The sequence below is a fragment of the Lentibacter algarum genome (assembly GCF_040580765.1).
Classification (GTDB): Bacteria; Pseudomonadota; Alphaproteobacteria; order Rhodobacterales; family Rhodobacteraceae; genus Lentibacter; species Lentibacter algarum.
This window is the reverse complement of sequence record NZ_CP158687.1, coordinates 3,227,903-3,240,656: the sequence shown is the minus strand read 5'-3', so window position 1 is coordinate 3,240,656 and position 12,754 is coordinate 3,227,903. Positions and strand designations below refer to the sequence as shown.

The following is a 12,754-nucleotide window of genomic DNA, read 5'->3' as shown; positions in this document are numbered from 1 at the left end:
TGTGTTAGTCTGTATTACTTAACCAAATTGGAAGAGCAGGTTGGTAATCCCCCCATTTTTAATGGGGTCCGCCTGTAGAACTACGCGGCGATTTTCAGTTTCATAGCGGGTGTGATGCCGCCGATGGCCATGTTGGGCCGGTCGTTGTTGTAAGTCCAGAGCCATTCGGTTGCTTGTTCTTGGGCCTCCTCGATAGTTTCAAAGATGTTCTGATCCAGCCATTCGTGGCGCACCGTGCGATTGTAGCGCTCGATGTAGGCGTTCTGTTGCGGCTTTCCTGGCTGGATGTATTCAATGTGAATGCCACGCGTCTCAGCCCATGATTTCAGCAGCCCACTGACATATTCTGGGCCGTTATCAACGCGGATTACCTCCGGCGCGCCGCGCCATTCGATGATCTGGTTCAGGCTGCGCACAACACGCACGGCGGGTAGCGAGAAGTCCACTTCAATGCCCAGGCCCTCTCGGTTGTAATCATCCAACACATTGAGGGTCCGGAACTTTCGCCCATCCGCCAGCTGATCCTGCATAAAGTCCATCGACCATGTGTGGTTGGGGGCTTCCGGCACTGCCAGTTCATCCGGCTTGGGCCGTTTCAGCCGCTTACGCGGCCTGATACGCAGGTTCAGCTCCAACTCGCAGTAGATCCGGTACACGCGCTTGTGGTTCCATTCATAGCCTTTGACGTTGCGTAGATACAAAAAACACAACCCAAAGCCCCACGTCTTGCGATTGGCCGTCAGGCGTACCAACCAATCCGCGATCTCAGCATTCTCATCGTCAAACTTGCGCTCATAACGATAGCACGTTTCGCTGATCTCAAAGGCGCGGCACGCCAGCGCGATGCTGACCTGTTTCGTTCTCACCGCGTTTACGGCCATCTCGCGTCGCTGAGACGGCCTTACCGCTTTTTTTCAAGGGCTTCCTTCAGCAGATCATTCTGCATGCTCATCTCAGCATACATCCGCTTCAGACGACGGTTCTCAGCCTCCATCGCCTTCATTTGCGATACCATCGAAGCATCCATGCCGCCGAACTTCGCACGCCATTTGTAAAAACTCGCACTGCTCATCCCATGTTCACGGCACAGCTCAGAGACAGGCACACCGCTCTCCGCTTGCTTCAAAATACCCATGATCTGCGCGTCGCTAAATCGTCCGTTCTTCATCAAAAATCTCCTCAGATATCATGCCGAGAAAATTCTACTGTTGAACACCACTAATTTGCGGGGGGATTACCGGTTTTGCTATCATCTCTATTACAAGCATATCACACGCACATGTAAGACCCATACAGACAGGCCACCTTACACATTGATGGAACTCATTACGAGGTTGTCATCCATCTCACTTGCGAAGCTCACCAACGCTCACACGTCAGCAGCTTCATTCACCACACTATTACGACAATCAAAGCAGCAGGCCGGTTGAACATTTATACCTTCGCCACTTAAAGCATCCCACCTACAAGGATGGGGTAGTTGATTGAAGCGTATAACTGGCACTACATTGCTCACCGTCTCACATCAGAACGGACTTGCAGCACTATCTCAGTCGGCGTGCTAACCTTAATCCAGTTTGTATTTGCCTTGTGTGCCTAAATGCTGGTGCAGTTGCGTTGTGCAGTGCCTACCCTAAATCGAAAAAAATGCCTGTTTTGCCTTACACAGTTATTTATCCACTCTGCGTCACCGCCGTAAAAAAACTGAGTGCAGTTTCTCAGCAATTTATGCTCAGCAGATCAATTCTCACATAATAAGTATATGCTGACATATTCCCCTAACCCACTGTGATCATTGAACTCACAGTCGATCACATATTCGGTCGCCCACCAGTATTCTCAGACTGTATGCTTTTAGTACACGTAAGCTGAGAGATACGCATATGAAACAGGCCCTTACACTCACAGACACACAGTACAGACAAGTGATTGCATTCTGCAGTTCACGCAAACACACACTGCGAGATCAGACCATCATACACATGAGCTTTCTTGCAGGACTACGTGCCATGGAGATAGCAGCACTAACGGTTGGTGATGTGTATGATCATACTGGTGTAGTGCGCAGTCAGTTCAACATCACAGGCACACAGACCAAAGGCGGCAATACCAGAGCCATTTATGTGAGCAACAAGCTCAAGCGTGTGTTAACACAGTATCACGCATGTGTAGCTGATCGCACAGCTGTTGCACCCCTGTTCCTCACACAGCAGCACAGCAGCTTCTCAGCCAACACCATGTGCCAGCTGTTTCTAAACATATACTCTGCCTTTGGACTCAATGGAGCCAGCAGCCACAGTGGACGCAGAACCTTCATCACCAAGTTAGCCAACACGGGAATCAATGTACGCTTGTTAGCAGCACTTGCAGGTCATCAGCACATCAGCACCACACAACGTTACATTGACGTTAACGATGCACAGTTAGCTCAAGCTGTAGAGTTGATATAATGCCCACACTATCACAGCACAGTCTAAACCGTCGGCTGCAGCGTGAGCTCAAGCACCTACAATGGTTAAAGCGTCAACCCTGCCTTGCAGTTCAACTGCGCAGCTGTCGCAAGAGCATTTTGTTGTTGAGAACGGAAATAGCCTATCGCAGCTGCAGCACTCATCCACCAAAGCAGTCTACAGCGATGCAGTGAACATACCAGTCAAATACGCCACGCAGACAGCAGTGATAGCAGTCTCAGAACATACTACCATCGTGCCACAGTCTCGCCACAAGCGTTACTCAACTGTTAATGCGATTCTCACAGCGTACACTGAGCAATATCGCAGTCGCACAAAAGAAAAGAGCGAGCCGAAGCCCGCTCTTTCCGTAACTCAAATCTACTAGAGATTAGAAGTTGAATACGATACCGAAGTCAGCAACTGAACCTTCTGCGTTATCAACGTAACCAGCTTTCAGAGTTGCACCACCGAGATCGTGTGAAACACCAATGCCGTATACGTTCTTCACGCCAGCCGTGTTTTCGTCTCTAACAAACGCTGTGAGCGATGTTGCTGCAGCAACGCTGTAAGTACCACCAAGAACAGTTGTTTTGGTGCCATTGTTGTCGCCGTATGCAAGGTTAACGCTACCGTTTTCGAAAGCATAACCAACACCAGCAGTCGCGTAGTCATCAGCTTTTGCTTTACCGTCTTGCATCGATGCACCAAGCGTCAGTGCACCAGCTGAGTAACCGATAGAAGCTTGTGTGTTTCCAGTACCTTTAGAGTGTGAAACACCCATTGAAAGGTTACCCATTGTGTAGTTCACATCGGCGCCTTGTGGACCAGCACCGGTTGATGAGCGCTCATCAAAGCCAGTGAAGACATCAGCTTTAAAGCCAAGACCTGTAAGGCCAACGTTGTTTGCACTCATAGTACCGTTGTACATTTGACCGTAGTTGTTACCAACAACGAGTGTCAGACCACCTGTTGACATTGTAAATGTCGGTGCGTTGAAGCCAACACCTGCAGCGCCATCGGATGAACGGAAGCGTGTAAGTGCGGCAAGCGTAATGCCGCTGTCGGTCTCAACAGAAGCTTTAACGTCAATCTGCATACGTGATGTGATGTCAGTTGATGTTTTCTTAGCAACAGCGTCTGTAGCAGCTGTGCCCTGTGCAGCAGCAAGATCAGCAGCGCGGAATGCAAGGTCGTTTTTTTCTGCCGTTGTTGGTGCAACACCTGCAGCATTTGCATTGTCTACTGCGTCTTGGGCTGCCTTCAGAGCTGTAGTCTTAGTGGCAATAATTGCTGCAGTTGTAGTTGCTGCAGTGGCCGTCAGTGTGCTGTCCAACGCATCAAGAGTCGTTTTTTCATCTGTTGTGATCTTGCCCACAACCGCTGCTTTAGCAGCAACGGCGTCTGTTGATGTCATTTTAACACCAAAGCGGCCGTAGCCTGAGAATGTTACGTCTGCAGCTGCGACTGATGCAGTTGCGACTAGCGCTGTAGTAGCGAAAAGAAATTGATTCCCGGCAACTTTATGCCAATTCACCTGTTTTTTATGGCTATATGGAATTCAGCTTGCCCATTTGTGGGAATGACTAAGCCCTGTTCTGACAGTGCGAAAAAACTTCAAAAAAGTGAAAATAAATTCAGTGAAACAGCAAATAGCGCGTAAATTTTGTATATATACTACGTCAGACAAAGACACACATTTAGGATGTCAAACCTGGTGAGCAATTGAGCGACTTGAATGAAGCCAAGTGCAGATAATATCAGTTTAGGACCCGCCGAGATTTCTCTTGGTAACTAACAGCAAAGACGGACTGGCTGAATAAAGATTTCCGTTACGATGAAGGCGCTGCTGCACTGCAACCTTCAATGATTGATCAAAGTCGTCTCATTGGCTGATCAATTATACCGCTGGATGAAGCGGAACATAAAAGGAGACCGGCTAACCGCCCTTTCCCGTCATCAAACGGGTTGTTCTAATGAGATGTGGAAGACGGCAGTAGACACAAGCCTGTTCGACACACTTCACCTCTTCGGAAGGTGAAGTGTGTCGAACAACAATACCACAAATGATTGATCTGGCGCAGCTGGATAGGTGGTGGATAGGTGGTCATTAAGTCATCTGGATTTTGCTAAATAATAGATAAATTGATCAATCAAATAACCAATAAATCAATAATAACTACGTCTAGAGGCAGTAACGAATATGTCTAATCAAACACTTCAAGAATACAAATTAATCAACTTCAATGCGCCCATTCACGTCATTAATTCATTTGATCATCTGGTCAGATACAAAGGTGTCAGCAGGACGTCTCAGCTACTTCATCTAATTGATGACTTTATGAGATCAGAGCAACTGGCATTGAGCAAAGATCACGAACTAAGCACGTTCATTGACAGTGTGTCTTTGCAGGAGCGTCAGAAGGTCAAGAAGCAATTAATTGAAGATCACGAACCAGCAATGATTCCGTCTGCATCTGATGATTTTGACTGGGAAGAGCGTTTCAGATGATTGTGCAAAGTCCAAAGACGAAGCAGCAGTTGTTGAGATTTGTGCAGTCGTTGAAGTCACCAAAGATTGCTTCTGTTGATGTCTTGTCGCGTGACGACAAAGCCAGCGTTCAGAAAGAGTTTGATGCAATGCTCAGAAACGGATCGTTCTCTGTCTTGTTCATCAAGGATCACTGACAATGCAGAGCAAACGATCACTAAGAGGAACGAGTAAATGAGCGATATTGAAATTGAACACGAGATTGTCACGATGCTGGCTGAGCAGCGATGGAAACTACAGCAGCAACTGGCAGCGATTGACGACCAACTGAAGAAGCATTCACACAACTTCTATGTTGCTGATGATGGACTGGTTGAAGTTGGACTCGGTGTCTTCTGATGAAGTCGTTTCAGTCATTCCAGGTGGAATTGGACGAGAAGTTTGTGCGTGCTGGCGCAGTTGCAGCTTATGGAATGAAGTCACGCAGAGAAGGCGATGCAGCAGTTCAGGCTTACAAGATTGCGCAGCAGCGTTTGCGTGACGGTGGTCGTGATGTGAGCGTTGAACAACGTCTGGCAAGAATAGAGGGAGCACTGGACGCACTGCTTGATGGTCTTGTTCAGCAACGCGAGCAGATTGGCTCAGGTGTTGCCGTAGATGTTGCTGGGCATACGCTCACAGCGAAGACACGCAGCAGACGTTGAATAGCGTTTCCATATGGAAACGAGTGCTAGTTGTGTTCGTTCAATACTTGCTGAGCTATTTAGATCAAAAAAAAGCACTGCGAAAAACACAGTGCTTCGAACGCTCAAGAAAATTGTAACCATAAATGCTTGTTAGGCGGCTGTGCGCATATCGGTGTTTGCGAACGCAAAGGCAGAGATCGCCTTCAGTTTCTGGGAGTATTTCTTTTCACGAGCAGCGAACACCAAGCTCTGCGCTTCTGTATAAAGTTCTTGTTGGTCAAACTTATCTTCAGCCCCCATCGCCTGAAGTGCTTCGAGGAAACGACTTTCACTTTTCAAGATTGACATACCTTCTTTATCCTCAGAACCGTAGCGACCAAACTTTTTGAAGTCGGACTTTTGGCGATACTGCTTCATCTCTTCATTCACGAGTTTGGTAGCCAACGATGTGAATTTGTTATGAACTTCTCTCATAAAACGAGCTGCGTCGTTTTCTTGGACTTTGGTTTCATCAACTCGAACAAACTTGATTGTATCCTGAATATTTTGCACTGCATCTTGAAGCTCCTCGTAATCATCAAACGCTCCAGCTTTCAAAGCAGACGCTGAAATCTTAATTGAGAACACAGTCTGATAGTCATCTACTTCAACAGCTTTTTTGGTCTTTGCAGCATCCACAATTGATTGTGTGATCACGGTCTCTTCATCGACATTGCTCAGCAGGCGCTCAAACTCATCATCTTCAAGTGTTGTGATCGCGTATTGAACAGTCCAAGCTGCAACTAGCTTGAAAGTAGTCTTATGCTCATTGAGACGCTTTGAGTTCGCGATCGCAATCAGCTTCACAGCTTTACTGTTTGAAAAATTAGTTTGCTTCAGCAGTGCTCGCATCAGATCAGATTTCAGTCCGAACTCATCAGCAGCTGACGCGAGTAGACGCGCAATCTCAGTCCAAGCACTCGCTGAAACAGTGATTTGGGCTTTGATCTGCGCGACATAACTCGCGATGGCAGTAGCCTCGTTGGACATTACAAGTGAGTTGTTAAGTTCAATAATGTTGTTTGTCATAATAGTATCTCTTTCTGTTTGATGGGAAATTTCGTCAGTGTCTGAAACGCTTCGTTGTTTCCCTCACTGACAAGACTAATATAGCTGAAAAACTGCCCTCAGTTTAGGACAAGACGAGTGCCTGAGTGGGCTGGGTGGTCCTGTTCATTTCCATATGGAAACGGAGTTATGATGAGCGAAAAGTGGTCAGGAGACGGGACATTCTATCTGCCAGCAAGGCAAGTTGAACCATACAGGCTGTGGTTTGAGTTCATAAAAGCAGCGCACAGAGATTCAGAAATCAACGTGGACTACGACTTCTATTCAGACTGGGGAAACTTCTGGGAGCAGTCGTTCAGCGAGTGGTGGTCTGGCGCAAATTGGCGAACGCTGTTTGCGGTCGATTCTACAGTGCGCGTTCTGGATGGAAACGACAGCATCGTGAATGACGACCAAGCGATCGTTGTGCGTTTACCGCTCAGCAAAGATCCCCGAGAGACGATGAAAGATGTTCAGCAGCTGCTGGATCAACATCAGGCTGGAACGAAGTTGGAAACTATCGCGCAGGGCAAGTTCAGGCTGTCAGAAGGATATGAAAAGGCATTCCTCAAATACTTAGAGAATGCAAGCTTTCTGCAGCGTCTATATTGCATCTGGCTAGACAACGCCGATCTGGACAAGAAAGATCGTGTGAAGAGCTCAGCGGTTGAATTCTATACTTGGGCGAAACAACGAGATGATATGATACGGGAACGCAACTACAAGCTTGCACGCCCGATGTTTCCATTCGCAGTTCGGACGTTTGCTGAAGAGATACTCGCAGGCTCAAACACGACAAACAGCGATGAGCAGCGCCAGTTTATGCGGTATCTGAAGAAGGCGCGTAATCTCGCGAACAACGCGGCAGTCGGCGTGTTTCCAGGCAAATACTGAAGATTTCAACTCAGTAGCAAATACACATTTCAACATCAGTCTCTGTAAGTGTCTGACAGGACTCAGGACTTTTAATGTGGTTGCAATCATTGGCTTTCCAGTCAGTATTTTTAGGTAAAAACCACTGAAAATATAACAGGTTCGCTATGTCACTGAGAAAACAAGCAAAGACACTCAACAAGAAACAAATCGATCAACTGCTCTGGTATGTTGGCACTCTGCGGCACGCTCAGCGCAATGAGATTGTGGTTCTGCTCTCGGTGCGTGCAGGGCTTCGCGCGAAAGAGATAGCAGGGCTGAAGTGGGCGATGCTCACAGATGCTGATGGCGAGATTGCTGACAGCATTCGTCTGACGGACGTTGCATCAAAAGGACGATCTGGACGGATTATACCGATCAATATGCAATTGCGTCTCAAACTTCAGGACTGGTTGCAAGAAGCGGCAAAGCAACGCGGCTTTCACATCGCATCAAGTCACGTGATCACGACTGAGCGCTCAGCAAGAACGCAAGCGCAAGCGATCGTGAATATGTTTGCAGCTTGGTATGCTGATGTCGGGCTGATTGGCTGCTCGTCACACTCTGGGCGTCGAACATTTATCACCAACGCAGCCAGAAAGATCAGCAGCGTTGGTGGATCGCTTCGGGATGTTCAGGCTCTCGCAGGGCATTCGTCACTCGCTGTTACTCAAAGATACATTGAAGAAAACAAACAAGCTAAACAGCAAGTGGTTGAGCTTCTTTAGAATGCGCACTCTGCACGGCTGTTCGCTTTGCGCTGACAATCAAATCGCCCACAATTCCAGATCGCGTGAGCAGTGTTTTATTTGCAAAATGTGCATAGCGCTGTGTCATCTGTGGTGAGGAATGTCCAAGCAGTTGCTGGACTTCATACAAGCTGACGCCTTTGTTTACCAAAAGACTGGCATATGTGTGACGTAAGTCGTGTATTCTGACGTCATCCAGTCCAGCAGCTTTTCTGACTTCATACCAAGCTAGATGAAAGCCCTTATACGGCTTCTGCGTATGCGGATTGGTAAACACAGGACAGCTTGTAGACGTTGATAAGCCGATGTTGGCAGCTTGTTTCTGTATGGAAACAAACAGCTCAAGCGCAGGTTCATTCAGATAGATAAAACGTGTCTTACCGCTCTTGCTCTTTGGAACTGTCCAGATCGCATTGGTAAAATCAATATCTCGCCAGAGAGCGTTAGATGCTTCACCACTTCTTGCTCCAGTGAGCAAAAGCAGCTCCACAAAATACTTGAGGAACGGATGTTTGCTGTGTGAGCAAAGCTCCAACACGACAGCAATCTCTTCTTCTGACAAGAAGCGCTGTGTCAGTTGTCCTGTTCGAAGAGGATTCAAGTTATGAACAACAGAATTGAAGCCCTCAAACTGACCCCATTCAGACGCTGTTTTGAGAATCTTATTGATCAGACAAATATGTTTGTTGATCGTTGTCTTCTTGATGCCCGTGCTCAGCTGGTTTTGCAGCCATTGCTCTAAGGTCTTTTTATTCAAGCTCTCAAACGTTTTGGTGCCAAGTGTCTTATGAAAGTGATTGCGGAAAATGCCCTCATCATACTGGGGCTTTTCTTTGCGTGTCAGAATGTGAGGGTAATACTCAGAGTAGAAGAACTCGTTGAGTGTAAGCGTTGCACTCTGTTCTCGTGTGTCTGTCAGCGTGTTTTTGAACCAGTTGCTTAATCTCATCGGACGTTTCCTTGCAGAATATTGCGAAACGTCTGAATTTACGGGAGTTTGAGAGGTCAGCAAACAAAATCGCCGCAAATCAATACCTTAGGAAAGATCACTGTAGGGGAATTGCTTCACAGCAGACGAAGCAAATACCCCCAAACGTGAAAAGAGCGAGCCGAAGCCCGCTCTTTCCGATACTCCAAATCCCCAGTGGATTAGAAGTTGAACACGATACCGAAGTCGGCAACTGAACCAGCTGCGTTATCAACATAACCAGCTTTGAGTGACGCGCCGCCGAGGTCGTGCGAAACACCAACGCCGTATACGTTCTTAACACCAGCTGTGTTTGTGTCTTTAACAAACGCTGTTACAGATGTTGCTGCTGCAACGCTGTAAGTACCACCAAGTACAGTTGTTTTGGTGCCGTTGTTGTCGCCGTAAGCAAGGTTCACGCTACCGCCTGCGAAAGCATAGCCAACACCTACAGAAGAGAAGTCATCTGCTTTTGCTTTACCGTCTTGCATAGAAGCGCCGAATGACAGTGCATCTGCTGAGTATGAAACAGAAGCTTGTGTGCTTCCTGAACCTTTTGCGTGTGAAACACCCATTGAAAGGTTACCCATTGAGTAGTTCACGTCTGCGCCCTGTGGACCTGTACCGTTTGATGAGTACTCATCAAAGCCAGTGAACACATCTGCTTCAAAGCCAAGACCAGTCAAACCAACGTTGTTTACACTCATGTTACCGTGATACATTTGACCGTAGTTGTTACCAACAACGAGTGTCAGACCACCTGTCGACATTGTAAATGTCGGTGCGTTGAAGCCAACACCTGCAGCGCCATCGGTTGAACGGAAGCGTGTAGCTGCGCCGAGTGTGATGCCGCTGTCGAGCTCAACAGAAGCTTTAACGTCAATCTGCATACGTGATGTGATGTCTGTTGTTGTTTTCTTCGCAACAGCGGCTGTGTCTGAGATCGCAGCAAGATTTGCTTCTGCATCGGCAAGATCAGCTTCCAGATCTGCGATAGCAACAGCTGTGGCAGTCGTGTTGTTTTGAAGCGCTACTCTAGCCGCAGCAACAGCATTTACCGCTGAAAGCTTTTCAGCGTCCGTCGCCGCAGTCGTACCAACAACAGCTGCAGTCACTGCACCAGCAGTAATTGTACCGTCTGCACCTACAGCAGCGGCTGCAGTTGATTGAGCAGTTGTGGTCATCTTACCAGCAACAGCAGCAACGGCGTCTGTTGATACAGATTTAACACCGAAACGGCCCATACCTGTGAATGTTACGTCTGCAGCTGCGACTGATGCAGTTGCGACTAGCGCTGTAGTAGCGAAAAGAATCTTTTTCATGATTTTTCCCTCGGTTTTCATGTCATAGGCCCAAGCGGGGAATCCGCATTGGGTATGAAAGGTGTTTCGCTCCAAACGGGGTCTCATTGCAAGCGCGCTGGATCGGGGTTTCTGAAAGGTGAAAAAGCTGATGCACAGATGTCACAGTGTGAAATCCGGGGGCAGAGCGCAGGGCGCGTTCATGATTAAGGCGCAAAATGGCGTAAAAATGGCTGTATATATAGGAAGCTGCCATAAGGGCTTGCTCAGAGCGTGGCGCTTGGGTAGGACGGAAGGGCAATTAACGAGCGGAATTCGTCCCATGCCAAGTCGTGTCCTCAAGTCTGTCGCAATCTTGTTTGCTCTCGTGTCGCTGAGCGCTTGTGGAGGCGGCAGCGGTCTTTTCGGACGGATCAGCCCTGCGGCAACGCAAGAGCGCGACCCAACAGCACCTGCAAGCCAACCTTCGGCTGCGGGTATTGAAACGGGCGATGGGCAAACCATCTGGGACGCCTTCGGCAAAAAGAACAATGAAGCCAATGTACAGGTAAACCGCTACCTTTGGGCGGCCTCGCTGGATGTGCTGAGCTTTATGCCTGTGCAGTCAGTTGATCCGTTTAGTGGCGTGATTGTCTTTGGGTACGGTACGCCTCCAGGCGGCGGCAAGGCGTATCGTGCGACTGTCTATATACAAGACCCCGCTTTGGATGCGCGTTCGCTTAATGTGGCGCTTGCGGGCCGTGGTGGCCCTGTGGCGGCGGGCACGCAGCGTGCTGTGGAAGATGCCATTCTTAACCGTGCGCGTCAGATGCGGATTGCTGACGGGAAGCTCTAAGGCTTTTGACTAGACCAAACTTTCAACCCAGCTGAGCTGTTTTGGCAAGCAAATGCTCGAGAGATCGTAGTTGTTCACGATCAGCTTGCGCGCTGCGCGGCCAAGCTCTTCGCGCTCTGACGCGTTGTCGAGCAGGCCGGTGACCTCCTCAACAAGTGCGTCTTTGTCAAAGAAGTCGACAAGTCTGCCGTTTTGCCCGTGGATGATTGCTTCTTCTACGGGGGCGGTTTTACTGGCGACGATTGCGCCTTCGACGCTCATTGTCTCGAAAAGGGACCAGCTAAGCACGAAGGGGTATGTCAGGCAGACGTGCACGCGGCTGACTTTGAGAAGCGATTGGAACTGATCATATGGAATGCGCCCGAGAAAGTGGACGCGAGCCCAGTCTTGATCAGGAATTTGGCCACGCACCTCATCAATGAAGATTTGTTTCCATGTCTGGCCTTTGGGCGGGCGGGCGCCATAGCTGACATCTTCGCCACCGACGATGAGCACGCGCGCGTTTGGCCGCTCTTTGAGGAGGCGGGGCAAAGCACGCATAAAGACATGATAGCCTCGGTATGGCTCTAGGTTGCGATTTACGAAAGTGATGAGCTCGTCTTTGCGGGTGACTGTTTCGCCTGTGGGCAGGGTCAGACGCGCGGCTGAGTCGGGCGTGAGCACATCTGTATGGATGCCATCGTGGCAAACTGTAATCTTGTCGCGGAACTCGGGCGGAAATGTATCGGCCTGAAAGGCAGTCGGGCTAATGCCCGCATCTGCGATATCGAAGTGTTCGTGGTTGTTTACGTTCTTGAGGCGCAGGCGCATGGCCTCTGTGGCGCGTATCTCGGGCTGAAACTCTTTATCAAAGCCAGTGTGGGGGTATTCGGCTTTGTGATATAGCTCGCAGTAGATCGCCATTTTGGCTTTGGGCCAGACATCTTTGAGAAAGAGCGACTCGCCCCAGCCAGGGTGCGCGATGATCAGATCGGGCGTGAAGCCCTGCTCTCGCAGCTGCACGGCAGCGTGATAGCAGGCCTCGGCGCGAGTGACTTTCGTATCAAAATCAACCAGCCAAGGATGTGTGTTTTGTGCGGCGCGGGGCTTGAGCTTGTAGGGCAGCACGCGCACGCCATTCCATTTGGTTGGCTTTTCCACACGTAGGGTGAGCGCGACAGTGTCGTGGCCGTGTTTGGCGAGAGCGGGCGCCAAATGTTTGAACTGGCCAGGGAAATTCTGGTGGATAAAGAGGATTTTCATAAGCAGGCTCAACACAACAACACATAAGACAACGG

General features: G+C 48.9%; 14 protein-coding genes. 8 read left to right on the top strand and 6 right to left on the bottom strand.

The window, feature by feature from the left end; translation table 11 throughout:
• Positions 1-80 precede the first annotated feature (80 nt).
• Positions 81-1,168 (bottom strand): IS3 family transposase gene (locus tag DSM117340_RS16115; RefSeq protein ID WP_354689822.1). Its coding sequence is split into 2 segments (ribosomal slippage): positions 81-916 and positions 916-1,168, totalling 1,089 coding nucleotides; the frame shifts between segments, so codons are not numbered across the junction.
• 715 nt (positions 1,169-1,883) lie between these two features.
• Between DSM117340_RS16115 and DSM117340_RS16110 the strand changes: the two genes are divergently transcribed.
• Positions 1,884-2,450, top strand: a complete 567-nt coding sequence (locus tag DSM117340_RS16110; protein ID WP_354689821.1) for a site-specific integrase — start codon at positions 1,884-1,886, stop codon at positions 2,448-2,450.
• A gap of 391 nt (positions 2,451-2,841) precedes the next feature.
• On the opposite strand, the gene DSM117340_RS16105 is transcribed toward DSM117340_RS16110, so the two are convergent.
• Complete coding sequence (locus DSM117340_RS16105; protein WP_354689820.1) at positions 2,842-3,987, bottom strand: porin; 1,146 nt, start codon at positions 3,985-3,987, stop codon at positions 2,842-2,844.
• Between the two features lie 666 nt (positions 3,988-4,653).
• On the opposite strand from DSM117340_RS16105, the gene DSM117340_RS16100 reads away from it, so the two are divergent.
• Genes DSM117340_RS16100 through DSM117340_RS16085 form a run of 4 tightly spaced genes read left to right on the top strand, consistent with a single transcriptional unit; the run spans position 4,654 to position 5,645 of the window.
• Positions 4,654-4,962 carry a hypothetical protein gene (locus DSM117340_RS16100; RefSeq protein WP_354689819.1) on the top strand — a complete coding sequence of 103 codons (309 nt, stop codon included), beginning with the start codon at positions 4,654-4,656 and terminating at the stop codon, positions 4,960-4,962.
• Between the two features lie 32 nt (positions 4,963-4,994).
• Positions 4,995-5,138, top strand: coding sequence for a hypothetical protein (locus tag DSM117340_RS16095; protein WP_354689818.1), 144 nt, complete (start codon positions 4,995-4,997; stop codon positions 5,136-5,138).
• A gap of 37 nt (positions 5,139-5,175) precedes the next feature.
• Positions 5,176-5,340, top strand: coding sequence for a hypothetical protein (locus DSM117340_RS16090; RefSeq protein WP_354689817.1), 165 nt, complete (start codon positions 5,176-5,178; stop codon positions 5,338-5,340).
• Entirely contained in the window at positions 5,340-5,645 is a 306-nt protein-coding gene (locus tag DSM117340_RS16085) for a hypothetical protein (RefSeq protein ID WP_354689816.1), read from the top strand. The genes DSM117340_RS16090 and DSM117340_RS16085 overlap by 1 nt, the downstream gene beginning before the upstream one ends.
• A 132-nt stretch (positions 5,646-5,777) precedes the next feature.
• Here the strand turns inward: DSM117340_RS16085 and DSM117340_RS16080 are convergent, their stop codons facing one another.
• Entirely contained in the window at positions 5,778-6,695 is a 918-nt protein-coding gene (locus DSM117340_RS16080) for a hypothetical protein (RefSeq protein WP_354689815.1), read from the bottom strand.
• Positions 6,696-6,863: 168 nt separating this feature from the next.
• Here DSM117340_RS16080 and DSM117340_RS16075 point away from each other — a divergent pair, with 168 nt between their 5' ends.
• Together DSM117340_RS16075 and DSM117340_RS16070 are read left to right on the top strand one after the other, a co-directional pair.
• Entirely contained in the window at positions 6,864-7,607 is a 744-nt protein-coding gene (locus DSM117340_RS16075) for a hypothetical protein (protein WP_354689814.1), read from the top strand.
• Positions 7,608-7,753: 146 nt separating this feature from the next.
• Entirely contained in the window at positions 7,754-8,353 is a 600-nt protein-coding gene (locus DSM117340_RS16070; RefSeq protein ID WP_354689813.1) for a site-specific integrase, read from the top strand.
• On the opposite strand, the gene DSM117340_RS16065 is transcribed toward DSM117340_RS16070, so the two are convergent.
• Together DSM117340_RS16065 and DSM117340_RS16060 are read right to left on the bottom strand one after the other, a co-directional pair.
• A complete protein-coding gene (locus tag DSM117340_RS16065; RefSeq protein WP_354689812.1) occupies positions 8,325-9,323 on the bottom strand; it encodes a site-specific integrase in 999 nt (332 codons plus the stop codon). The two genes, DSM117340_RS16070 and DSM117340_RS16065, sit on opposite strands and share 29 nt — an antisense overlap.
• A 200-nt stretch (positions 9,324-9,523) precedes the next feature.
• The gene (locus DSM117340_RS16060) at positions 9,524-10,663 is read right to left on the bottom strand and encodes a porin (RefSeq protein WP_354689811.1); all 1,140 of its coding nucleotides are present in this window, start codon (positions 10,661-10,663) and stop codon (positions 9,524-9,526) included.
• A gap of 301 nt (positions 10,664-10,964) precedes the next feature.
• On the opposite strand from DSM117340_RS16060, the gene DSM117340_RS16055 reads away from it, so the two are divergent.
• Positions 10,965-11,477: a DUF3576 domain-containing protein gene (locus DSM117340_RS16055; protein WP_276990306.1), complete on the top strand. Its 513-nt coding sequence runs from the start codon at positions 10,965-10,967 to the stop codon at positions 11,475-11,477.
• A gap of 9 nt (positions 11,478-11,486) precedes the next feature.
• On the opposite strand, the gene DSM117340_RS16050 is transcribed toward DSM117340_RS16055, so the two are convergent.
• A complete protein-coding gene (locus DSM117340_RS16050; protein ID WP_354689810.1) occupies positions 11,487-12,719 on the bottom strand; it encodes a glycosyltransferase family 4 protein in 1,233 nt (410 codons plus the stop codon).
• Positions 12,720-12,754: the final 35 nt, after the last annotated feature.

Excerpts from the sequence above, each read along its gene's own strand:
- DSM117340_RS16110 (WP_354689821.1), top strand. The coding sequence starts at position 1,884 with ATGAAACAGGCCCTTACACTCACAGACACACAGTACAGACAAGTGATT.
- DSM117340_RS16100 (WP_354689819.1), top strand. The coding sequence starts at position 4,654 with ATGTCTAATCAAACACTTCAAGAATACAAATTAATCAACTTCAATGCG.
- DSM117340_RS16090 (WP_354689817.1), top strand. The coding sequence starts at position 5,176 with ATGAGCGATATTGAAATTGAACACGAGATTGTCACGATGCTGGCTGAG.
- DSM117340_RS16085 (WP_354689816.1), top strand. The coding sequence starts at position 5,340 with ATGAAGTCGTTTCAGTCATTCCAGGTGGAATTGGACGAGAAGTTTGTG.
- DSM117340_RS16080 (WP_354689815.1), bottom strand. The coding sequence starts at position 6,695 with ATGACAAACAACATTATTGAACTTAACAACTCACTTGTAATGTCCAAC.
- DSM117340_RS16075 (WP_354689814.1), top strand. The coding sequence starts at position 6,864 with ATGATGAGCGAAAAGTGGTCAGGAGACGGGACATTCTATCTGCCAGCA.
- DSM117340_RS16070 (WP_354689813.1), top strand. The coding sequence starts at position 7,754 with ATGTCACTGAGAAAACAAGCAAAGACACTCAACAAGAAACAAATCGAT.
- DSM117340_RS16065 (WP_354689812.1), bottom strand. The coding sequence starts at position 9,323 with ATGAGATTAAGCAACTGGTTCAAAAACACGCTGACAGACACACGAGAA.
- DSM117340_RS16060 (WP_354689811.1), bottom strand. The coding sequence starts at position 10,663 with ATGAAAAAGATTCTTTTCGCTACTACAGCGCTAGTCGCAACTGCATCA.
- DSM117340_RS16055 (WP_276990306.1), top strand. The coding sequence starts at position 10,965 with ATGCCAAGTCGTGTCCTCAAGTCTGTCGCAATCTTGTTTGCTCTCGTG.
- DSM117340_RS16050 (WP_354689810.1), bottom strand. The coding sequence starts at position 12,719 with ATGAAAATCCTCTTTATCCACCAGAATTTCCCTGGCCAGTTCAAACAT.